Genomic DNA, 23,673 nt, shown 5'->3' with positions numbered 1-23,673 from the left:
TATCATGCTAAATGCAATTAAGAAAAACGGCCTTGTACTCGCGATCTTTGCGTGTGCTTCGACGGGTTTGGTCGCGGTAACTCACTACCTGACCAAAGATCAGATCAAACAACAAGAACAGGCTCAGTTACTGTCTGTTCTTAATCAAGTGATCCCGCACGATCTGCACGACAACGAGCTGTTTTCGTCTTGTACTTTGGTTCAAGCAGAAGAGCTTGGTACTGAGCAAGCGATGCCGGCTTACATTGCTAAAATCAATGGTGAGCCGAGTGCGATTGCGATCGAAGCGATTGCCCCAGACGGCTACAACGGCGCGATTAAAGTGATTGTTGGAATGAAGATCGACGGTACTATTTTAGGTACTCGCGTGCTTTCTCACCAAGAAACTCCAGGTTTGGGTGATAAGATTGATCTGCGTGTGAGTGATTGGATTCTTTCGTTTGCAGGTAAGCAAGTAACAGATTCTAATCTTGACCGTTGGAAGGTTCGTAAAGACGGTGGTGATTTTGACCAGTTTACTGGCGCTACTATCACGCCAAGAGCAGTCGTGAAGTCAGTCAAACAAGCGGTCCAGTACGTTAACCAAAACAACCAAGCATTGCTTGCTCAACCTCTAAATTGTGGTGGTGAATAATGAGTGACCATAAAACATTGATCAAAAATGGCATGTGGGCCAATAACCCTGCCCTAGTGCAACTTCTTGGGTTATGTCCGCTGCTGGCTGTATCGTCAACAGTCACTAACGCACTTGGGCTAGGCATTGCTACCTTGCTTGTACTGGTCGGCTCAAACGTTTCTGTTTCTTTGGTTCGTAATCATGTGCCAAAAGAAGTACGTATCCCAGTATTCGTAATGATCATTGCCTCGCTAGTAACCTGTGTTCAATTGCTGATGAACGCTTACGCCTATGGGCTTTACCTCTCTTTGGGTATCTTCATCCCGCTGATCGTAACCAACTGCATCATCATTGGTCGTGCGGAAGCCTTCGCTTCAAAAAATGAAGTGCTACCAGCGGCTCAAGATGGTTTCTGGATGGGTCTAGGCATGACATCAGTATTGGTCGTGTTAGGTGCGATGCGTGAGATTATTGGTAACGGGACCCTATTTGATGGCGCAGACCTGCTGCTTGGTGACTGGGCTTCGGTGTTACGAATCCAGATATTCCAATTTGATAACAGCTTCTTGTTAGCCCTGCTTCCACCGGGTGCCTTCATTGGTGTTGGTTTCTTAATTGCTTTGAAAAATATCATCGATAACCAAGCAAAATCTAGACAACCAAAACAAGAAAAACCAGTCATTGAACGCGCTCGCGTTACCAATGCCTAATAAGTTAAATTAGCTTAAACCTCGCTGAGTTAGCTCAACCACTCAGCGGGGGAAATCAGATCTAAACAGTACATATAATAATGACGCTCATAAGAGCGCGTAACCGATGATAAAGCAGAAGCAATCCAAGCTTCATGCCCTAACTATTTGAAAGTAATGTCGCTATGAACAATGTAAAACGAGTAGAAATACTTGAGCGTTTAAGAGAAAACAATCCAAAGCCAGAGACTGAGCTTAACTGGAACAGCCCATTCGAGCTGCTGATTGCCGTTCTATTGTCTGCACAAGCAACCGATGTCAGCGTGAACAAGGCGACGGATAAGCTGTACCCTTTAGCCAACACTCCGCAAGCAATTTTCGACCTAGGTGTTGATGGCTTAAAAGAGTATATCAAGACCATCGGCCTATTTAACTCAAAAGCAGAAAACACCATCAAAACGTGTCGTATGCTGCTTGACCTACATAATGGTGAAGTACCGGAAGATCGCGCTGCATTAGAAGCCCTTCCAGGTGTCGGTCGTAAAACAGCAAACGTAGTGTTAAATACCGCATTCGGTTGGCCAACCATTGCCGTTGATACTCACATCTATCGTGTATCAAACCGCACTAAGCTAGCGATGGGTAAAACCGTCGACGATGTCGAAGCAAAACTACTTAAAGTTATCCCAAAAGAATTCAAACTGGATGTCCACCATTGGCTCATTCTTCATGGACGTTACACCTGTGTCGCACGTAAACCACGCTGTGGCAGCTGTATCATTGAAGACCTCTGTGAATACTCTCCACCAAAAGAAAACGTAAAGAAAAAGAAGAAATAAATACGTTTAAATCTATAAAGGCTCTTAAATGAGTCTTTTTTTTTGCTTTACAAAATCATTATTTGTCGCTATGTTAGATTTATGTGTAACTGATTTATGATTTTGTAATGAATGAATTAAGTGAAAGTGTTGCAGTAAAAATCTATAAAGATGCCGATGGGTACAGCTTTCCCCTTGTTGTAAGATCTGGAGTATTTCCCGTTTGCTTGTACCTTAATGCTTATCTTAACGGTAACCATAACTCCCCACTTTCGGCGGGAAAGAATAAAGCAAGCTCTCAAGCCCCAGCTTTTCATACACTAAGAAAATATGCCTACGAACTAAAATTTTTATACTGTTATTTTATCGAGCAAGGTATCGATCTTGTTGAACGTGTCAGCTCTGGTGAGTTTCTTTCAAGGCAAGAGATCGATGATTTTGTTAGAACGTGCAAGCTTTATGCTGATGAAGGCACTATTGATGAAAGTAATGTTGTAGCAATTTCTGACAAGCGCATAAGAGATGCCATCCATGCAACTTCACATAGCCAACCACAAGTTTCTGCACACACATTACGTCAACGCTTAATTCGACTTAGAGCTTATATCGAATACTTATTCGTTTGCCACCACTATGATCAAGAACCAACTGATACGCAAGCCAGAGTTGACGACCAATTCAACAAGTTTAAGTTATACATCAATACGTTTATTAGCGGCACACGTAAAAATAACACCATTGTTAAAGATGCATTTGAGTCGGTAATACCTTCAGATAAGTTTTTTTATTTGCTTGAAATCATCAAAGAGAGTTCACCTGAGAACCCATTTAAATCCAGCAAATTAAGAAACCAACTCATCATGCAAATCCTAATTAACACAGGGGTTCGTGTTGGTGCTGTTTTAAAGCTAAAAGTCACTGACTTGATTGACGATTGGGATAACCCTCGCTTCTTATTGACCAAAACTCCCAATGATCCGACTGATCCAAGGTTAGAGCGTCCATCGAATAAAACCAAAGCGCTATCGGTTTCTATTTCCTCAGAGTTAATGAAGCTTATCAAGCTCTACATACAAACTGTGCGAACAGAAAACCCAGCCGCCCGTGAACATGACTTTGTGTTCATCTCAGAAAAAGGAACAACATCAGGGCAGCCTCTCACTTATAAATCCATTCATAAAATCGTAGATAAATTTGGTGAGGCATTAGGTATCAAGCTCCACCCTCACAAACTTCGTCATAAGTGGAATGAAGTTTTTGAAGATAAGGCGAGAGAGCATGGGTTAACGCCTGAAAAAATTGAAGATTTACGCAAATATGCAATGGGTTGGGTTGAAGACTCGAAAATGGCATCCGTCTATAACGAATATCAACTGGCGGTCACTGTGGCTGATATTTCCGCTAAAACTCAATCTAAAGCTGTTCCGAGGTTAGGAGGTGGTCATGAGTCATAACCATATCGCAACGTTAAAAAAGGAGTACGATGGGCAGCGCATATTCAATGCAAGAGAAGATGGTTACTCTTTTGATGTGCTTTCAGATACGTGGGAGCTTGGTTATAAATCCTATTTGTATCTAAATTGGCTGAATGAACTAAATATTGATACTAATACTTATCTGGACTTAAAATTAGCAATAGCTCATACAGCAAAGTATTACGCTTATCTCTCTCTAAACGGTCACGTTAGTAGCCTCAAAAGTATCTTAGCACACCTCGACATTTACGATTTTCAGGCATGGTGGCTAACACTAGATACTTACAAGAAAAATGTCAGAAATAGCTTATACGCCCTATGCCACCCAAGAAATGGTTATACCTGCCATACTCTCCAACCACTATATGACACAATTAAAGATGAAAATTTAAAGCGCCAAGGTGTAATGAAAGGCATTCTTGACCCAAAAACTGGTGCTTACAGTGAAGTTGAGCACGACAATATTCTTGAAAGCTTAAGAATTGAAACGCAGCGAGTATTAGAAGGGGAAATACTATCGCAACAAAAGTTTACCGCACTACGGAATGTCATAGCCAGTCAGTTACTTCTCGCCCTAATAAGACGACCAACCCAACTTGTGCAACTTAAATGGTGTGATGTCTTACCTGTAGGCGAAACCTTTTTATCTCATAAAGAACCAAACCTTAACTGGAAACCCGTTACTCAACACTTGTTCTCAGATGTTGAGCAATTGCACGTTCGCACCTTTAAAGGCAAGGATGGACAATTTCGCGGTGATGCGGAATCACGCTCACACCGCCTAGAGTCAGACTTTTCTCGATTGCTTTTGCGTTACTATCAGGTTTATGAAAACTACCTTTTACATTCGCTGCCTATGCAATACATCACATTAAGTGAAGATGAAACAAAAGAACTCATAAGACGCCTACCTGTATTGCCTGACCAAAGCTTATTTCACTCTAATTTTGAATCCAAAGCAGAACTATTTACCTCCATCAGTGATACCTCAAAAGCCTACCATATGCGCTCGGACAACCTTAGAGCAAATATACAGCATTTATTCAAAAACAAACTCAAGCCAAACAGCGATAGATGTCCAAACGATTCTTTGCGACTTGGTAACAATCGCTGGCGACACACCATTCTCACCCAAGGTGCAAAATATGGGTTAAGCCCTGCCCACCTTGCTGCCATAACAGGCGTTACCATTGAAGCGATTACCCCCTATCTTGATTTGAAAACCTCAGAGCGAGTAAAAATTGATGAGGCGTATGCTGGGAATCATATCATCAAGCGATTTGATAGCCTGTCGGTAAAAGAGTTACAAACGCACGATGATTTCAAAGTAAAAAGCAGGTTTGATGAAGAAATTGGCCATAAACTCAATCCTGCTAACTGCTCCAGTTGCCAGTCAAAAGGCGGTGCGCCTATGGCATGTTATCCCTGCGACAACTTTAGACCTCTAGAAACGGCAAACCATCAACAATATCTTGATAAAGCAGAAAGAAAACTGGTGATAAACAGTCAATCAGCACACCCTGCCACAGTGAAACGTCTCAAGAAAATCATTCTTTACATCAAGGCGACTATAGCCATTTGTGAAGAGAAAAAAACTGTTAAGCTTGGAGGTGAAAAATGAATACAATCAACCGTTACATTACCAATCAACACGCATATATCGCCGAAAAGAAAAAACTGCCGTTACTTGGTTTTACCACGCCATCAGGAAAGCAAGCAACGTGGGAGGATATTGCTGTTACCTTTACCAGCAACAAAGGCATCCCTATTAACCTCCTTTTTAATAACGATAATCAACCCCACGCCAATATTAACTCCACTTTTTCCGATAAAGACAAGCTCGATGAACATACGCACCATCTACTCTTTGCCTTTGCTCTTGATGTACTTAAAGAAAATATTTCTAACAATTACAAGAGAGATAAAATCACTAATGCAAAAAAATTTCTTATTGCACTTGGTGAGAATGTCGCTTCTTCCAGTATGGATGAGATTCAAAACACCATCGATGAAATGAAGTATATCCAGAATCTTCCTGCATTTTGGGGATGGCTAAATGCCCATAAGATGCTTCCAGCGAGTATAACTCCGAACTTAACCAGGGAGAAAAACTCAACAAGAGCCAAAAGAGGTGATGACGCTATCGAGGCTGAAAGCAGTAAACTGCCTGATGAAAAGGCGTTATTGGCACTCGGGGCGATCTTTTATGATGCAATCCCGCCTTATCAAGACATCAAGAATAAAGAGAACACTAATTCTTGGGCTGAACTCATCCATCCAACAACGAGTCAACTCGATAGTTATGTTTGCACCATGTCAGCACTTGCGATGTCGTCCCCTAATCGAGCGGCAGCAGAGCAAGTGTTACTAACCAAACAACGAGTTAAAGATCATAATGAAGTGGTTAATAATAACATTAATACTGTCTACTACCTTAATTGGCGTGGGTCAAAAGGATATAAAGACTATCAAAATCATATCAATGCTGAAATGGCCGACAGCCTAGACCGAGCATTACATTATACCGCTCTTGTAACTGAGCCTGCGAGAGCATTAGCAAGATTTTATCAAAACCCAAACCTAAGCTTAAAAAAGGTGTTAGGTGATTTTAAGCCAAGTGCCAAAAACCTAGATGCACTCAAACCCAATGACAGTAAGCCGACCAACCTGATTCATCTTGGTTTTTTATTGGGATTTTATGATAACAGTGACGGCTATGCCCGTATTACGTGTGATACCAAAGGGGCTATTGATGCAACAAAACGTAAAAAATCCCCTTTATTTATCAAACACATCACCAAGCTGTTGCCACACGATAAACTAGAAATTAAAAGCCGATGTCCTTATGCATCCTTACTTGTTGGCGCTGCTGCCAACGACAAATCCCAATTGAGTAAATATTTCAATGGTCAAGCAGAAATAACGGTTGCAGAATTTCAAAACCATTACATTACAATTAATCAACAAACTATGTCCGGATACAATAAAGTTAAGTCCAAGCGTGTCAATTATGAGCAGGCTTTATTTACCTATACTGAAAAACAATTAAAAACTCAACAAGCCTCTCACTTTCTGTTAGTTCCCATCGAAGCTTTAGGTAATTATTTTGATTCAAACATCAAAAAACGAAAAAATAGTTACGCTACCATCTTTGAGCGGCATAGTTTCTCAACAGGTTTCGCAATCCCCCCCCACCATTTCAGGCATTGGCAAAATAACTACCTAGCCAATAAGGGGTTGCCCCACTTACTTATAACGATGCTGTCTGGTCGTAAAAACCCAGAGCAAACACTCACCTATATTCATACGACTGACGCCCAAAATGCCTCAGTTATCAGTGATATTTTATATGAAAAAGAAACCGAGGAAGAAGTACAAGTTAAGGTTAGCAAACGCGTACAGAGTAAAGCTCAATACGATGATGCCACCGACAACTTAAGCCCAACTTTTGTCAGTGAGGTCGGCTTTTGCACCCAAGATTTAACTTTAACCCCTTGCTCTTACATGACGGAATTTGAAACACAATGCACACTCTGTTCATCCTCATGTCATATTGCGCATGATAAAGATGCGATTGAACTGCTAAATAAGGATTTAACAATCCAAAAACACAACCTAAAGCAAGTTCAGGAGGCCATTAACTTTGCAACCAGTGAAGGAATGCAGCAATGGTATGAAACCCACTACCAAAATACTTGTATGCTCAAGAGTCTTATTGAAGTGCTATCAGACGACTCCATTAAAGAAGGGGCTATTGTTCGTTTTTTGACTCGTTCAAGTGTCATGCGCATTACAGATTTAGAAACCAAAACAGTAACAGAACGAAAGCTTTCGCTACCTGATGCGAAAGAAGCTCTTCAAGCGGCTCTTGCGGCAACAACCAAAACGAATAACGACTCAGCTAAAAATAACTTTTTAGGCTTTTTGGGATCAGTATAGGAAAGTACACATGGCAACTAAATCATTAGACACTGATCAACAAATCTCCATTCAAGCTTTAATTAGAAGTTGGGAGGGAAAGCTAACTTGGGATTTATTGGTAACCAAAATTGAGTCTAGCCTTGCGATCACTACTACGCGGCAAACACTTGATAAATATCTCAATATAAAAAATGAGTACAAGGATAGAAAGCGCTCACTCAAAGGGCAACCTGTTTCCACTGACAATACTGAGCTACTTATCTATCTACAAAAAGATATTGATCTAGCTGAAAAAGTGATTCAGCTAGAAGCCGAACTAAAAGTTGCAAAAGATGAAATCGGTTATCTGCAAACTTTTATTCAAAAAATCGTCAATATCGGTCAAAGCGATCCAAATGTAATGGCTATTTTTCAAAGGGCAATGCGGAGTATCGAGGAAAGTAAATAAAGACCTAAATGCAACTCTTTGTATTTTATAATCTAATTGAGGGCTTAAAATGGCAAGTGGTCAGCAGAAAGCGCAGCACAATCTTGAGGCATTTAAGGTTTGGGTAGCAACACAAAGCGATGATGATTTTAAACAAATTATCTACCGAGGCCAGCTCAATCGCATCGAAGTAGCGAAAGGGATCGGCTGCGGTAAATCTGCCCTTAACCAAAACCCTGCTCTCAAAGACGCACTCAAAGCATTAGAAGATGAGCTGCGTGATAGAAGCATTCTGCCACCTTTGACCAACTCAGCTAAGAAAAACGAAGGCAAACCAAAAGCCTATGACAATACCGCTAACCGCAAGCTACTCGACTCAAAACGAGTATCCTCATTAGAGGCTGAAAACATTGAATTAAAAGCCAAGGTAAAAGAGCTGGAAAAACGACTTGAGCGCTTTGGGGAGCTATCAGAGACCCTATCTGAAATGGGGTTGATGCCACGATGAATACTGTCCTACATGAAGATCAGATGCGCGTAACCAGCATTCCTTATCGCTCGACCAAGGTGGTGATATTCAGCGGTATACCGCTGGCGAAGGACTCTTACAAAATCAACAGTGGTAAGTATTACGTCACCATTAAAGCCGATCCTGATCGTATCCCTATTCAACCCATGTTAGGCCAACATTGGTCAGTCAAAGGCGCTCGCCAAATTAAAGCTGTTGAAACTGGCGATTATGTAATGCAGCAACACACGTATGAATCCCCCAAGCATATTGAATGCTCCCTGCCCGAAACAGGTGAGCAACTGATACGATTTATTGCTAAAGAAAATGACTTCAAAGGCATAGGGGAAAGCAAAGCCAGAGCGCTCTGGCAGCTCTTGGGGAAAGATTTCCATATCACCCTGAGAAATGACACCCCAGAGTCCAGAAAGCTTCTGACATCGATTCTGAGCGAAGATTCAGTAGAGGCACTCTTTAAAGGGTACGCCAAATATAAAAATCTGGCACATTGCAACTGGATGAGCGAGCACAACATCCCCGCCAGTGTGCAGCAACGGCTGCTCAAGCATCACGGTGAAGCCTCCATAGAGGTAATTAAGGATAATCCTTATGCTTTGATGGGTTTTGGTCTTTCGTTCAGTGCCATTGAAGATATTATCAAGGTAACGGATTTTAAGAGCGATGTTGCGAAGAATGACCCTAGAAGGCTCAGCGCTGCTCTGGAAATGGCGATTCGCAAGGAGATTGAAAAAGGTCACACCTATACCACTCATGCCAATGTGCGCCCTTACCTCAACAGGCTACTGAAAGACAAAACACTGGTCACTCAGGCGTTCCAATCAGGTCATAATAAAGCTCAGTACATTTTAAACCCCGACACAGGAACCTACCATCCAACTGCGCAACTTCTGATGGAAAGTGTCGTTGCCAAACGGCTAAATACACTGGTTCAGCGGAATGACTTGTTTGATGAAAACGCCAATGCTGCGTATTGCTCTGCGGCTGGCGAGCTTCCTTACGAATTAACTCCTAAGCAAATCGAAGCCGTAACAACGTGTCTGGATAATTCGGTAAGCTGTATTACGGGCGGTGCAGGAACAGGCAAGACAACGGTACTCAGAACGGCTCTCAGGGCTTACCATCAACTTGGATTTGAAATACACGCCGTTGCGCTCAGCGGTCGTGCTGCAATGAGACTTCATGAGTCCATCGGTTTTGTTACCTCAACCATTGCCAAATTGCTGCGTGAAGACCCCATAGAACCCAGTGTCGAGAAAACAAATCACCTACTAGTGGTTGATGAGGCAAGCATGATTGACTTGCCAACCATGTATCGTCTTGTTAATCACATTCACCCCTCTGTACGATTGATATTCACTGGCGATCCCGACCAACTTCCACCAATCGGCTGCGGCAAGGTGTTGGCAGACATCGTTGAAGCAAACACGGTGGCTAATACGAAGTTAGATATCGTCAAGAGACAGGATGGTTCAACGGGTATCCCCGAATACTCAAAGCTCATCAATCAAGGAGTGGTGCCTGATCGATTAAGTACGGGAGCAATACACTTTCACGAAACCAGTAAAACAGACATTGCCAAAGTCTGCTGTGAGCTTTACCAACAGTGTCCTGAAAATAGTCGCGTCATGGCTCCAACCAAGGCACTCGTATCAGAAATCAATAAACTCACCCAACAAGCCGTTAACCCAGATAGCACTAACCTTGAGTTCGAAATCAATGGTGATAAGTTCTTTTTACCACTTCGCATGAATGATGCCGTGTTATTCACGCAGAACCATTATGACAAAGGCATTCAGAACGGCTCACTTGGCACACTAACCAACGCTAAACCTTCTGGTGATAGTTACGGTGAAGTGACACTAGATACAGGTGAAAAGGTCGAGATTACACAATCTGTGCTCGATTGCATGGAGTTGGGTTACGCAATCACCCTACATAAAGCTCAAGGGTCACAGTTTCCACGTATCATCATCGCTCTACAAAAGGGCAGAATAGTCGATAGAGCATGGCTCTATACGGCAATTACAAGAGCAGAAAGCGAAATTCATATCGTTGGAAGTAGTGATAACATGAGGCAGATCACCGAGGTACCTAGTCACTCTCATAAGCGGAATAGCTACCTGAAAGAACTGTTGAGTTAGCAATTTCAAACTCGTTAATTAGATGGTACGCCCCACACCTACGCTAAACTCAGCATAGTCGATGAACATTTAGAGGTGCCATCATGTCAGCTATTAAAGTTATTGGTATAGATCTCGGTAAGTCTGTTTTCCATCTAATTGGCCACGACTACTCTGGCCGTGAAGTTTTCCGACACAAATTGACCCGAGCTAAGCTCATTCATTTTATCTCACAGCAAGAATCTACAACCATAGCAATGGAAGCGTGTTGTGGTGCGCATTGGTTGGCTCGAAAATGCCAAGAATATGCTCATAAGGTCAAGTTAATACCTGCACAGTATGTAAAGCCATACGTTAAGAGCCACAAGAACGATTTCATTGATGCTGATGCCATTGCCGAAGCTTCCATGAGACCTAATATGAGGTTTGTCTCTCCGAAAAGCGAACAAGCTCAAATTAGTACTGTGATTAGGAGAATCAGAACAGGATATATTCGCGAAAGAACCTCCTGTATGAATAGAATCGGGTCAATCTTGCTAGAGTTTGGCATTAGCTTCCCTCGCGGGCATGCCAATATGAAAATGCTGTTCCAGTGGTTAGCAGATAAAGAGGCTATAGTCCCACCACAGATCATTCTTGAGCTTCGTGACCAATTGGACTACTACAATCAACTAAACGAAAAGATTGTTGTTCAAGACCAAAAACTAGTCGAACTCAATAAAGAAAATGAACTATATCGCTTGCTTCAAACGATACCAGGCATAGGGCCTATGACAGCTTCGTGTTGCTTGTCTTCTGTCGGAGACCCAAAAGACTTTGCTAATGGGCGAAACTTTGCAGCATGGATAGGGTTAGTACCGTTTCAATATACAACGGGAGGAAAACCTCGATTGTTGGGTATATCGAAGCGAGGAAACAAAGAACTGAGAGAATTATTTGTTCATGCGGCTAGAGCTGTCATGTGGAGGGATAGCTCTGCGGAGCATTACTTCGGATCATGGCTTATTGATTTGAAGTGTAGAAAACCATTCAACGTTGCTGTTGTTGCATTGGCCAATAAATTGGCTCGCATAGCATGGTCAGTGATGAACTCTCACAAGGCGTTTGAATCAAAAGTATAACCAAAATTTGCATATGATAAATCAAGATGACAAAACGGTTAGACCACCAGATTGAAGACCTGAGGGGCAAAACAGCATTAAAAATGCTTTCTCGCTTATGAGGACAATCTGGCGCGGATCTCATCGTAGAGCTGGGGCTAATGTAAGTCTCAAGTAGACTCTGAATACATTAGCGCAAACCAACTCTGTTATTTTGCTTATTCACTTGCAAAACGGGGCGTACCATACATTTGCCCCAAACTTTGCTTGTGCCGGCTATCTATTTAACTCATATGAGACACAATTGACTTACTTTTGGTACTGTCGGTAATGTGTTTATGGGGACGCATGTATGAAGAAGGTATAATGTTACTGGTTGAGTTACTTACAACAGAACGTATACCTAGACCTTTAGTGAAACTACGCTTTCACATTTTGAACATTGATGGAGATATAGTTTCATTATGAGCTCACGTCGCAGAGCCGTGGTTTTTCCTAGACAGCAACGCATCCTCGAACAACTGGGTGAGAATATCGAGTTGGCGTTAAAGCGACGGCATATATCACAGGAGTTGTTACACCAACGAACGGCGATATCAAAACCGACATTACGAAGGATCATTAGAGGTGATTCAACAGTCTCTATTGGGCACTATATGATCGTTTTGTCAGTATTAGGCCTCGAAAATGACCTTGGTATGGTCGCCAGTGATCGTGAGCTAATTGGAAAACTAGAATCGATAGCGAAGCTTAAGAATAATTCAAAGACATGAAACATTGCTGTTTTAATTTCAAGCGAGTCTGCCCCATTTTTGCCCAAACTCTTCACAGATGGCGTTAAGACTAATGGTTTCTTGATAAGCTTTGGTAATGATTTTAGGCCCTAACTAGAAGTTGCTAGACTTGGGTAAAGAGCACATCATGGTGGACGAATGAACTACTTTGCACAGGCCCCCTTCTAGGTAATGTAAACCTGGAGGGTAAATGAAAAAACTAAAACGACAGTATCGAAGTTATGTCAAAGCGCAAGGGGATTATCTGTGGGATGTGTATCCTAGCGTACGCAGTGGAACTCACAAGCATTTTTCAACCAAGCAGGAGAAGAGCTACTATTTCCTCCATAAAGTTGAGTGTGGTGAATATCCTATCAAACTGCGAGCAGCTAGAGGAAGATCACTAGCTAACCCGTGGGATGATTACCCTGCACACGTATATGACGTTGCTAAGTGTTGGAAGCATAATTCGAAAAGACGTCACCAATACTACAAATGAACACCATCAAGCCTCGCCAATGCGAGGCTTATTTGTGTTCCGTCAGTTTGTTCATTAAAGCTTACTAACCCGTTAATTTGCCCACTTTCGAGTTAGACGCTCATTTCGCAGTGTGCGAATCGCAACCTGCGAAATGAACTTATTTCTCCCCTAAAGTGTTTATAAAATATGGATTTACGTGTCGAACACAAAGGAGCTAGCTTAGCTAAAGCACAGACACGACCATAACCACAAAAAGTAGCTCTATTACGCGCTACCAGTGATCAATAGTGGCAGATGTTGAGCTCTTTCAGTTCGGAATGCTTTTTCTAAAAAAAATGATAACTTTTGCAACCGAAATTAACCTTTATAAAACATAGGTTTAATAGGGTTTTCAGTGTCGGATTTTACGGTGAAATTGACAGATATTTCAGTAGGTTTGGAAGCTTTACTAAGCGGCTTTCCGACAGTCAACGTCATTCTCATTTTGCTGTTTTACGTGATAACTGTGATAACAAAGTTGTTTCGTAGGGGGCTAGCTTGGTTCTGCCCCATAACAAGCTAGAGCAGGAATGAGGCTATATTAAAGGTTCGTAATTTGACTTACTTTTCTTTATGCCTAGAGTTCTGACTATGTGGCCAAATTTACTAATCCACAACACATATACTTATGAAAATACACGGCCATTAAAAGAGAGTATCAGTAGATACTCTCTTCAGATTGATCTTACCTCTCTGAAGGGTGAGTCCAGTCAAAAGCCTTTAATGGGCCATCAACTGGTGTATGAGATAATGCATTGGTGAAATTTGAAATAAGTTTGCAAGCTAGGCCTGTCAACACTTCAAGCGCATGCCGCTCTGTGTATCCTACCGTTAGAAAGTTCTGCAACTTTTCATCACCTATATGACCACGATTATCTAGTAGCTCTTTAGTAAAGACATGCAACGCTTGTAGTTTGACATCAGGTAACTCATTTCCTTCCCGTAGTGCTTCAATAATGCTTTCTGGCATATTAGCTGATTTCATGATCCACGTATGACCAGGAACGCAATAGTGACAGTTGTTTTCAAAGTTTGATGTCATCAGAACCACTTGAGCTTCGAGTGGACTGAATAGTGTACTTTGCGTGAATAACTCATAAGTCTTCAAATAAGCTTGATAAGTTGCAGGAGCATCTGCTAGCACTTTATGTAAATTTGGAATTAAACCAAGTGATTTTTTAGATTGCTCCATCATTTGCTTTGATGCTTCTGGTGCTGTTTCAATATTGTGGTAGTTAAACATAATAATTCTCTCGGTTTATTATTTATTAATGGTGAAAACGTTGCGTAAGGCTTGAGTTAATCGTTCTTCGCTTGCTCTTAGTCGATAGTCTTCAGATTGATCTATCCATTGGATGACACCATGTTCATCAATTAAGATCGATGTTGGGATAGACATTGATTTGTATTCAAATGAAGTAGGAAATGGCAGCCCTAATACTGTTTTTGTTTTAGACGAGTCAGCCCCTAAAGCCTTGTGGTGTTCAACGCCGTATTGTTTAACTACTTTGAGTTCTGGGTCTGACAAAAGAAGAAGATCTAAACTATCTCGTTCGATGTGCATTTTTGCTTGTTCTGCCGTATCTCCCGACAACGCAACGACCTTAACTCCATATCGATCCAGAGTCGGTTTCATATCGTTAAACATTTTTAATTCAGCACTACAGTATGGACACCAAGCACCTCGGTAAAACTTAAGTAGAACACGTTGATTTTTTAGGTCATCAGTCGAATAAATCTCGTTGTCATATGTGGTTGATTCGAATTGTGGGAACTTATCTCCAATTGCAACCTCAATATCACCTAGAGGAGTATCTTTTTGACTGAATACCCAAATGAATTTACCACCAAGAAATATGGAAAAGCTGGACATTAAGACAACGAAAACAAAGCTCCAATGCATATTTATAATCCCACTGATAATTGCACCTAGCCCCAAAAGGACACCTGCGGCAAGTGCTAGCATAAGGATGATAGGATTTTTGGGCGGCTTGTTCTTTTTTACTTTTAGAAAGTAATGCAAACTTCCAATCACCGTTGTGGAAAATCCAAGTAGTGATAGTGCTATAGCTGAATACATCGTTTGTTCCTCATTGTTTTGCTTAATTGTACTAGTTAGTACATTTGCAATTAATGTACTAACTAGTACAATAGGTGTCAATAAGAATTTTATGTAGTTGTATAGATAAATGGCAAAGAAAAGACAGTTTGACGAGATAGAAGTGCTTGGAGTTATGGCCAAATATTTTTGGCAGCATGGTTATGCGTCGACTAAGGTGGATCAATTATCGACCGTTACAGGATTAACGAAAACCAGTATTTACAACGCGTTTGGCAACAAAGAAACCGTGTTTAAATGTATAGTAGATTTCTATGTTGAGCATCACATGTCTGTGGTACTCAAGAAACTCGACTCAAATAAATCAATATCAGAGAATCTTCAATATTTATTTGATAGTGAGTTCTTAAATCCAGAGAATGATCTACTCACTTACGGCTGCTTAATTACAAACAGTATTGTTGAATTAAAATCAAACGAACCAGCCCTCTATGAGTATGTTATTAAGAAGTTTGAACAAGGTCGTATTGCAACACTGGCATTTTTTACTCAATATGAGAAAACAGAACGACTTATTGATGGTATAGATGCAGAGCATTTGACCGACTATTTCCTTACGTTTCGTCAAGGACTAAAAGTTCAATCAAGAGGGCAAAGACCACATGAATCTCTCGCTCGATCTATACATGCATTCATGCTTGTATTGAGTACATTTGAAAAATAGATTATGCGTAGACTATTCTCGAGCTTTAGCTTTGTTGTCGAGTTTTAGATGTCTAATGATTATGAGTGCAGCACCGTAGCAACACGATTCTAGTTGAGCCAATTAGTTAATCGAGCAGGTAGACTGCTTTATCCTTATCGCAATACTATTGAATGGTGCCTTTAAATGAAAACAATAAAATATAATGGACGTATTGTTTTTCAAAAACAAGATATACCCAGTTTCAAACGTATGCCGCGCGTATTTGTAGACAGTGAAGCGTGTTTTGCGTTTGTCACAAATGGCGATTTTAACGTCAGGGAACAGACAGAATCTGCTTCATTGAACAAAAACTGCGGAATACTGGCAAAATGCACCAACTACTTTTATGAAAACACTAGCTATCATAATGATGAAGGTGCAGGTGAAGCGATTGGTATCCTTCTCTATCCTGAAATATTTCAGTCACTGTTTAACTTTGATATTAGCCAGTCAAAATACAGGGTCGATTATAATATTTTGCAGGTTGAAGTGGACAAATTGCTAGAGCACTATCGTGATAGCATCAGTATATTGCTGGATTCTCCAGAGTTGGCGGATGATTTGCTTATCGAGAGCAAACTACGTGAATTTGTCATTCTTATGGCGAAAAGAACCAGCGCACCTTCTGAACTCGATTTTCTTGCTTCTATGTTTAAACCTAACTTTGCCAAATTTGAAGATATTATCCAAAGTAATCTGTATGCGGATCTGAGTGTGGATGAGTTGGCAGCATTGTGTCATATGAGTGTTTCTACTTTTAAACGTAAGTTTAAAGAGGTGTATTCAGAACCCCCAATAAAATACATTACCAAATTAAAAATCAACAAAGCTAAAGTGTTACTGAAAGATAATAGCTTACGTATCTCCGACATCGTTTTTGAAACAGGTTTCGAGTCGATTTCCACGTTTAACCGTGCCTTTAAAGGACAAACAGGTCTATCCCCTTCTCAATTTCGTTTAACCTGACACCAACGCATTTTAACCTTTCCATTCAGGTTGGCTCGTTTGAACTAATGTGAGCAATTTTTGAACTTTTATGGAGAGCCCTGTACCTCCAAATTCCATATAGTTACCCCATCAACTAAACACAGAGAAAGGTAACGAATTATGGGTATCAGCTTTAAAGAAAAATATGGTGATTGGGCACTTATCACAGGGGCAACATCAGGCATTGGCGCAGAAATGGCAAGCCAGATTGCAGCAAAAGGATTGAACATTGTTTTGGTCGCTCGTCGAGAAAAAGAGCTTGAAGAGCAAGCTACGTTGCTTACTGAACGCTACGGAATTAAAGCAACGACCGTTTCTGCTGACTTAAGTACGTCAGAAGGCGTCGAAAAAGTTAAGCAAATTGACAAAAGTATTGGGCTACTTGTACTAGCCGCTGGTATTGAAGTTAATGGTTCGTTTGCTAAATCATCTCTAGAGCAAGAGTTGAAGATGATACAGCTTAACGTTACCTCTGTATTGCAACTGACTCACCACTTTACACCAGCGATGATCGAAAGAAAAAGAGGCGGCATTTTAATGGTATCAAGTCTTTCTGGTCATATGGTTTCCCCATATTTTTCAAATTATGCAGGTACCAAAGCCTATGTTCTTCAGCTAGGTGCATCTCTTCATGGCGAACTTAAACCCAAAGGTATTGATGTAACGGTTCTTTCTCCTGGGTTAACAACTACACCGATGACTGCTGATAATGGTGTTGACTGGTCAAAACTACCAATGGTTGCAAAAGATCCAGCGGAAGTAGCAGAAATAGCTATCAATGGTTTGGGTAGAAAAGCAGTTGTGGTTCCAGGTAAACGTAATCGAATGACCGCTATTCTTTCTGGGATCATCTCCCACCAAAAGCAGGCAATAATGGGTGAATCAATGATTGGAAAAGCAATGCCCAAGAACAAAATGTAACCCCCAACAGTTTAAAACTTTAGTGAAAGAAAAAGGGAAAAAGGGAAAAAGCAATGATTAAAGTATACGTAATATACCCAAATAACGATGATGTGATTTTTGATTTTGATTACTACTGCAACAAACATGTTCCTATGATAGGAGAGCTTCTGGGAGACGCACTAAAAGGGGCGACAGTAGATGCAGGGCTAACAAGTGTTGTTCCTGGTGAAGCAGCGGCATATGTGGCGATTAGTACAATTTCATTTGAATCTATAGAGTCATTTCAAACGGCATTTGGCCCAAATGCAGAGAAGATAAAAGCTGATGTACCGAACTTCACTAATACCGTTCCAACAATTCAGCTTTGTGAGCAAAAAATATAGAACCGCAACTCTCTACGGTGAAAATGAGCAGGATACCGAATAATAAACAATTTGGATTCTGCTTAGTGTTATTTAATGAAATAAAATTGAAACTAAACGCTTGATAAAAAGAGTTAAATATGAATAAGAAAATCAAATTGGATATAGTGTCAGATGTGATTTGTCCTTGGTGTATTATCGGTTATAAGCGTTTAAATACCGCGATAAAAGAGCTTGGTATAGAAGATCGCATTGAGATTGAGTGGCAACCTTTTCAGTTAAATCCAGATATGCCGCTTGAAGGTGAAGACCTACGTGCCCACCTTAAAAGGAAGTACGGTACTACATTAGAAGATAGCATTCGTTTCAGAAAAGAGATGACAGAGCTTGGAGAAGACGTTGGATTTAAATTCGACTACTTTGACGGGCTAAAAGCTGTAAATACCCTTGATGCTCATATTCTTCTGGAGCATGCAAAAAGTGTAGGCAAGCAAACCGAGCTTAAAAACCGGTTATTTGCTTCGTTTTATAGCGAGCAAAAAGATATATCCAGCAAGAGTACCCTCGAGCAAGAGTTGCAAAGTCTTGGTATTAATGTTGACGAAGCAATGCAATGCCTAGATGATGATGATATTCGAAGTCATGTCCAGTCGCTGGAACAACAATGGAAACAAGCGGGTATATCAGGTGTTCCAACGGTTGTATTCAATCGCGAGAGCGCTATTTCTGGAGCCCAATCAGTGGATACTTATAAGCAAGTATTAACTGAATTAGCTAAAGTGTAATTCCTGCATCCCTCTAAAACGGACTTTTGCAATATTGTGGCGGTCTGAAAAAGGCAACGGTCTATATGAAAAATAGAGAGCTTGAAGTCTACCTTCATCATCATATACCAGTATCAAAGTCTCTCGGTATCGGTGTGAATACTTGTAGCAGCAAAAATATCGAGATTACTGCACCATTGAGAGTGAATACAAACCACATGAATACGGTGTTTGGCGGCAGCTTATCTGTTGTTGGTATTTTGGCAGGTTGGTCTTTAGTTTATGCCCAGTTAGAGGGTAAAAAACATCAAATTGTTATTCAAGAAAATAGCATTCGATACCTGAAGCCCGCCAACAAAGATGTAACAGCAGTATGTAAATATGACAACCTTACGGCGTGGTCTCGGTTTCATCGTGCGTTTCAACGCAAGGGAAAAGGGCGTGTTCAAATAGCCTGCAATCTATTTTGTGCGGATGAGTTGGTTGCTACTTTTGAGGGAGTATACGTCGTTTTTAATAAAGAGTAATTAGGTCAAAATGCAAAGAAAACTAAAACTTACGCAACCAATCCAGTTTGTCACGCCCGAACTTTTCAATTTCTTCCCAACCTTGACTTCCTGCAATCACAACGCTAGTGGTAAGGAACAGAATATCAAAGAGTTTATTTACAACTCATCCTGATTGGCGTGTATCTTCAATGGCTACAAAGTACTTGAATAAATTGAGCTCAGACATGGTTGACTTGGTTTGTTATCAAAAAGAAGTATAAGATAAAAAACTTAGCTCAAGGTAAAGCTTGGTGATCTTGCCCTGTACTCTACGGCTACCGCTCACCGCTCGTTTTGTAGATAAAGAGGGCAAAACTAATTATAGATCTTTGATAATTTGGGATATTTTTTCTAATCAATATTAGTCGACTTAGACAGAGTACTCTAAATGATTCCTGTCCAAAAACGAGTTACGAAGCTCTTTTGTGAGTGATACCGATGGTCAAGAAAAATCATAAACGCCTAGCGACTAGCGAGCCGTGCGAGCGTCAGGAGTGGCTTTATTATTTTACTTTACCATCATTCCCCTAGATACCCTTTTAGCAGGGTGATGGTTCACGCAGTGAGGCCATCGCCTTGCCAAGACTTTGGGTAAAGTCAACTAGAGTGTATTTGATTAATTTGTTACTATTTTTGTAAAGGATATTGGGGATGATTTTGTCGAGTTTAGTCTTATAAAATCATCACCTTTACAAATTAAAGGGTATTTGTAATGTATTTTTACCGTTGATGGCACTTACACCCCTTACAATAACTAGATAGTCACTCACTCACCCACCGAGTAAAGATGATTTTTAGTTCATATAAAGTGAATTCAAAGAAAAGAGCGAAGATTAGTCTTTCCGTTCACAACGATTAATCAATACGGCAGCGCTTAAAGCGCTGCTTTTTTATTGCCACTCTCTAGAATCCGCCTCTACATAAGTTTTCACTTCTAATTCTGCGCTCCCAAGACAACAGGCATAAAAAATCCCGCCTTTTATGGCGGGATTCAATTATTTAGCTAAGAAGTCTGTCTTAGATAAACTCCACTTTAGTCACTTCTTTGATAGCAGATAGAACAAATGTTGGTACTGCTGCAATGAAGATTAACGATATTAAGTGATTAAACTCTAGCGCTTCTGTGCTGAATACCAACTGACCGAAGCTTGTGTACACAACGCTTAAAGACAAGATAGCCGATACTGCCACCGCACCAAGTAGGTAGTGGTTAGTGAACGGATTCTTACGATAAATCGTTGTAAACGTACGTGCATCGAACAAGCTCCAAAGTTGAGCAAAGATCAGTGTTAAAAACGCAACGGTTTGTGCGTATTGAGCACTGTAACCACCGTCGAGTGCGTAAGAGAATGTCACAAAGCTTAGACCACCTAATGCGAGACCACGAGTTAGGATACGAGCGCCTAGACCATTAGAGAAGAAGCCTTGGTCACGTTTGCCTGGCTTACGCTCCATGAGATCTTTCTCTTCTGGCTCAACACCGAGTGCGAGTGCTGGTAGACCATCAGAAACGAGGTTAACCCATAAAATCATTAGTGGAGTTAGCGGAAGTACTACATCTGGTCCCATGAGTAGGAATGCAAATAGGATTACCGAAACCTCACCCACGTTCGCTGTAAGTGCTTGGCGGATAAACTTACGTAGGTTATCGAAAATTTGACGACCCTGACGTACCGCCTTCACGATAGTACTGAAGTTGTCATCCAACAGGATAAGGTCACCTGAGTCTTTCGCAACAGACGTACCTGTAATACCCATCGCAACACCAATGTCTGCACGACGCAGTGCTGGCGCATCGTTCACGCCGTCACCGGTCATAGAGGCAACTTCATTGTTCTCTTGCTGCGCTTTTACGATACGCAGCTTGTGCTCTGGAGTAACACGGGCAAATACTGCAACCTGAGAACAGATAGACAACAGCTTCTCGTCATCCATTTGGTCAAGCTCAGCACCCGTTACCACTAGATCGTCTTCGCTACGGATGATTCCGATTTCACGAGCAATCGCTGCTGCCGTGACTGCGTGGTCACCGGTAATCATTACCGTACGAACACCAGCGCTATAACAGCTATTTACTGCATCGCGTACTTCTGGGCGTGGTGGATCCATGATGCCATAGATACCCAGGATGCTGACGTCTTTTTCAAGCTCAGGGAAATCTAACTCAAGCTCTTCTTCTTTTAATTCACGGAAACCAACGGCAAGTGTACGCAGAGCATCACCACCAAAGGTTTGGATTGCCGCTTCAAAGTTTAAATGAAGCTCTTGAGACGGTGCGGTATCGAGAGCCAAGTTGCCTGAAACTTCACAGCCAACCGTTGGTACGAAACCACCGTCAACCATGAAGCTGGTTGATTTACCAAGAACAACATCTGGCGCACCTTTCAATGCTAGGAAGTGCTTACCTTGTGGGTCACGAACGATAACAGAAGCCATCTTACGACCAGAATCGAACGGGAACTTCTTAACGATTGAGTAGCCACCCGTTGATAGCATTTCATCTTGTTTAAGACCTGCTTTTGCAGCTGCAACAATTAGTGCACCTTCTGTCGGGTTGCCACGAACCGTCCATTTACCATCAGCATTTACATATTCAGCATCGTTACAAAGCGTTGCAACAACAAGACCTTTCATCATTGCAGGGCTGTTTGTCGCTTCGACATTGTGACCTTTGGTAATGAATTCACCCTTAGGATCAAAACCTTTACCTGACACATCCCAGTAACGACCAGACACATCGTACGCTTTCATCACCTGCATTTGGTTTTGTGTTAGCGTACCGGTTTTATCTGAACAGATAACGGTTGTAGAACCAAGCGTTTCGATTGCTGCTAGCTGTTTAGCCAAAGCATTATTCTTAACCATCTTAGTCGAGCCCATCGTTAATACGATAGTAACCACCGTTGGTAAACCTTCAGGAATAGCGGCAACCGATAAAGAGATACCTGTTGTTAGGATTTCTAACCATGGCATACCGTGGTAAACACCGATAGCACAAACAATAGCAACAACCACAAGAGCAACAACCAATAATGCGAGTGCGATGGTGTCCATACGCTCTTGCATTGGTGTTTTCGTCTCTTCCGTTTGGTTCATCATATCAGCGATGTGACCAACTTCAGTTTGCATACCTGTGCTTGTTACCACAGCAAGGCCTGTACCTGTAGTCACGATTGTTGTCATGAAGCCCATGTTCTTCTGATCGCCAAGACCAAGGGTCTCATCTTCAAGGCGTTCAGACTGCTTATTCACTGGCTCAGATTCACCGGTCAGTGCAGCCTCATCTACCGTCAGACGGTTTGACTCAAGAATACGAACATCAGCAGGCAGAATATCGCCAGTATTAATTTTGATGATGTCACCAGGAACGAGGGTTTTAGCTGGAACACTGATCCATTTACCATCGCGCATCACTTCGGCTTCTGGAGCTGCCATTTCTTTTAGCGCTTCCATCCCTTTCTGAGCTTTAAATTCTTGCCAGAACGCGATACCAGTATTGATAAGGATAATCACTGCAATAGCAATAGCATCAATCGCGTGGCCAGTAGACCAAGAAACGATTGCACCAACAGCTAGAATAAAAATCAGTGGGTTTTTATATTGATGAATATACAGTTCCCACGCAGAAGCTGACTCTTGTGCAGTCAGTTCGTTAGTGCCGTGCTTCTCTAAGCGTGCATCCGCTTCAGAAGTTGATAAACCTGTCGTTTGATCTGCGTTCAGTTCGTTTAAAACATCTGAACTTTGTTGTGTAAACCATTTACTCGTCATTTGAGTACTCCACATCAATGCCTCACGCCGAGGCTAATGTAATAAAATAATACTTATTCTTATGTGATAGAAAAATCGCACAAATCAAAAGTGAATATTTAGTCGATTTAGTGCGCTTGAAAAACTATATAGTAAGGATTGTCTATTTAGCAAAGATCGCAAAAGATACACTTGATACACACTTGACAACTACTTTGAAAACACAACCACATCAAACATCAAACATAAAACAAACAATACAAGCCCAAACTATTGTTTAAAAAAGATAAGCACAAAAAATAGACACCCTTTGCACTTTCGTAAAAACCATTGGTTATCGGCGTATTTTATCGAAAATTCCTTAATAACGAAGTAAAACATCGGAATAACCTTTCTATAAACAGGGAGATGTTGGCGTAATCATAAATTGATAAAATGGAAAGTTAGATGCCAATTGTAAAAACGAAAGGAAATCAGCAACAAGATGGAGATATAAATCACAATTCAATAACCAAGACCATTACAAAAAAGACCAATACTCAAACTTACTATTTATGCAAAACTTCG

21 protein-coding genes are annotated in these 23,673 nt (G+C 41.2%); 17 read left to right on the top strand and 4 right to left on the bottom strand.

Features of this window, described 5'->3' with window-relative positions:
• Nucleotides 1-4: 4 nt before the first annotated feature.
• The 11 genes from rsxG (at nt 5) to AB4307_RS13085 (ending at nt 12,468) form a co-directional block, all read left to right on the top strand.
• Nucleotides 5-634, top strand: coding sequence for an electron transport complex subunit RsxG (gene rsxG, locus AB4307_RS13135; protein WP_012603532.1), 630 nt, complete (start codon nt 5-7; stop codon nt 632-634).
• Complete coding sequence (gene rsxE / locus AB4307_RS13130; RefSeq protein WP_012603531.1) at nt 634-1,326, top strand: electron transport complex subunit E; 693 nt, start codon at nt 634-636, stop codon at nt 1,324-1,326. Before rsxG ends, rsxE begins: the two co-directional genes overlap by 1 nt.
• Nucleotides 1,327-1,490: 164 nt before the next feature.
• Nucleotides 1,491-2,144 (top strand): endonuclease III, encoded by a 654-nt coding sequence (nth, locus tag AB4307_RS13125; protein ID WP_136973534.1) that lies wholly within the window; start codon nt 1,491-1,493, stop codon nt 2,142-2,144.
• Between the two features lie 107 nt (nt 2,145-2,251).
• Nucleotides 2,252-3,577, top strand: coding sequence for a site-specific integrase (locus tag AB4307_RS13120; RefSeq protein ID WP_136973533.1), 1,326 nt, complete (start codon nt 2,252-2,254; stop codon nt 3,575-3,577).
• Entirely contained in the window at nt 3,567-5,219 is a 1,653-nt protein-coding gene (locus AB4307_RS13115) for a hypothetical protein (protein WP_136973532.1), read from the top strand. The genes AB4307_RS13120 and AB4307_RS13115 overlap by 11 nt, the downstream gene beginning before the upstream one ends.
• A complete protein-coding gene (locus AB4307_RS13110; protein ID WP_136973531.1) occupies nt 5,216-7,537 on the top strand; it encodes a hypothetical protein in 2,322 nt (773 codons plus the stop codon). The genes AB4307_RS13115 and AB4307_RS13110 overlap by 4 nt, the downstream gene beginning before the upstream one ends.
• Before the next feature lie 10 nt (nt 7,538-7,547).
• Nucleotides 7,548-7,967 carry a hypothetical protein gene (locus AB4307_RS13105; RefSeq protein ID WP_064354197.1) on the top strand — a complete coding sequence of 140 codons (420 nt, stop codon included), beginning with the start codon at nt 7,548-7,550 and terminating at the stop codon, nt 7,965-7,967.
• A gap of 49 nt (nt 7,968-8,016) precedes the next feature.
• Nucleotides 8,017-8,454 (top strand): VPA1267 family protein, encoded by a 438-nt coding sequence (locus AB4307_RS13100; RefSeq protein ID WP_045062732.1) that lies wholly within the window; start codon nt 8,017-8,019, stop codon nt 8,452-8,454.
• The gene (locus tag AB4307_RS13095; protein WP_136973530.1) at nt 8,451-10,616 is read left to right on the top strand and encodes an AAA family ATPase; all 2,166 of its coding nucleotides are present in this window, start codon (nt 8,451-8,453) and stop codon (nt 10,614-10,616) included. The genes AB4307_RS13100 and AB4307_RS13095 overlap by 4 nt, the downstream gene beginning before the upstream one ends.
• Before the next feature lie 83 nt (nt 10,617-10,699).
• Complete coding sequence (locus AB4307_RS13090) at nt 10,700-11,716, top strand: IS110 family RNA-guided transposase (RefSeq protein ID WP_136973529.1); 1,017 nt, start codon at nt 10,700-10,702, stop codon at nt 11,714-11,716.
• A 443-nt stretch (nt 11,717-12,159) separates the two neighbouring features.
• On the top strand, nt 12,160-12,468 hold the full coding sequence (locus tag AB4307_RS13085) for a helix-turn-helix domain-containing protein (RefSeq protein ID WP_016767808.1): 309 nt from the start codon (nt 12,160-12,162) through the stop codon (nt 12,466-12,468).
• 1,205 nt (nt 12,469-13,673) lie between these two features.
• Here the strand turns inward: AB4307_RS13085 and AB4307_RS13080 are convergent.
• Nucleotides 13,674-14,231, bottom strand: coding sequence for a carboxymuconolactone decarboxylase family protein (locus AB4307_RS13080; RefSeq protein ID WP_102366903.1), 558 nt, complete (start codon nt 14,229-14,231; stop codon nt 13,674-13,676).
• An 18-nt stretch (nt 14,232-14,249) separates the two neighbouring features.
• Nucleotides 14,250-15,068 carry a peroxiredoxin family protein gene (locus AB4307_RS13075; RefSeq protein WP_102319797.1) on the bottom strand — a complete coding sequence of 273 codons (819 nt, stop codon included), beginning with the start codon at nt 15,066-15,068 and terminating at the stop codon, nt 14,250-14,252.
• 109 nt (nt 15,069-15,177) lie between these two features.
• Between AB4307_RS13075 and AB4307_RS13070 the strand changes: the two genes are divergently transcribed.
• The 6 genes from AB4307_RS13070 (at nt 15,178) to AB4307_RS13045 (ending at nt 19,335) form a co-directional block, all read left to right on the top strand.
• The gene (locus AB4307_RS13070; protein WP_102366904.1) at nt 15,178-15,771 is read left to right on the top strand and encodes a TetR/AcrR family transcriptional regulator; all 594 of its coding nucleotides are present in this window, start codon (nt 15,178-15,180) and stop codon (nt 15,769-15,771) included.
• 165 nt (nt 15,772-15,936) lie between these two features.
• A complete protein-coding gene (locus AB4307_RS13065) occupies nt 15,937-16,758 on the top strand; it encodes a helix-turn-helix domain-containing protein (RefSeq protein ID WP_198589006.1) in 822 nt (273 codons plus the stop codon).
• Nucleotides 16,759-16,899: 141 nt separating this feature from the next.
• Nucleotides 16,900-17,700, top strand: a complete 801-nt coding sequence (locus tag AB4307_RS13060) for an SDR family NAD(P)-dependent oxidoreductase (RefSeq protein ID WP_102366905.1) — start codon at nt 16,900-16,902, stop codon at nt 17,698-17,700.
• Between the two features lie 53 nt (nt 17,701-17,753).
• Nucleotides 17,754-18,065, top strand: a complete 312-nt coding sequence (locus tag AB4307_RS13055) for an EthD family reductase (protein WP_055024798.1) — start codon at nt 17,754-17,756, stop codon at nt 18,063-18,065.
• A gap of 119 nt (nt 18,066-18,184) precedes the next feature.
• A complete protein-coding gene (locus tag AB4307_RS13050) occupies nt 18,185-18,829 on the top strand; it encodes a DsbA family oxidoreductase (protein ID WP_102366906.1) in 645 nt (214 codons plus the stop codon).
• Nucleotides 18,830-18,894: 65 nt separating this feature from the next.
• Nucleotides 18,895-19,335 carry a YiiD C-terminal domain-containing protein gene (locus AB4307_RS13045; RefSeq protein WP_102366907.1) on the top strand — a complete coding sequence of 147 codons (441 nt, stop codon included), beginning with the start codon at nt 18,895-18,897 and terminating at the stop codon, nt 19,333-19,335.
• Nucleotides 19,336-19,357: 22 nt separating this feature from the next.
• On the opposite strand, the gene AB4307_RS13040 is transcribed toward AB4307_RS13045, so the two are convergent.
• Entirely contained in the window at nt 19,358-19,459 is a 102-nt protein-coding gene (locus AB4307_RS13040) for a transposase family protein (protein ID WP_102430419.1), read from the bottom strand.
• A gap of 914 nt (nt 19,460-20,373) precedes the next feature.
• A complete protein-coding gene (locus AB4307_RS13035; protein WP_102321073.1) occupies nt 20,374-23,127 on the bottom strand; it encodes a cation-translocating P-type ATPase in 2,754 nt (917 codons plus the stop codon).
• Between the last annotated feature and the right edge of the window lie 546 nt (nt 23,128-23,673).

The sequence above is a fragment of the Vibrio sp. 10N.261.52.C2 genome, assembly GCF_041471425.1.
Taxonomy (GTDB): Bacteria; Pseudomonadota; Gammaproteobacteria; order Enterobacterales; family Vibrionaceae; genus Vibrio; species Vibrio crassostreae_C.
Note: the sequence above shows the minus strand (reverse complement) of the source record. Positions and strands in the feature narration are given on the sequence as shown.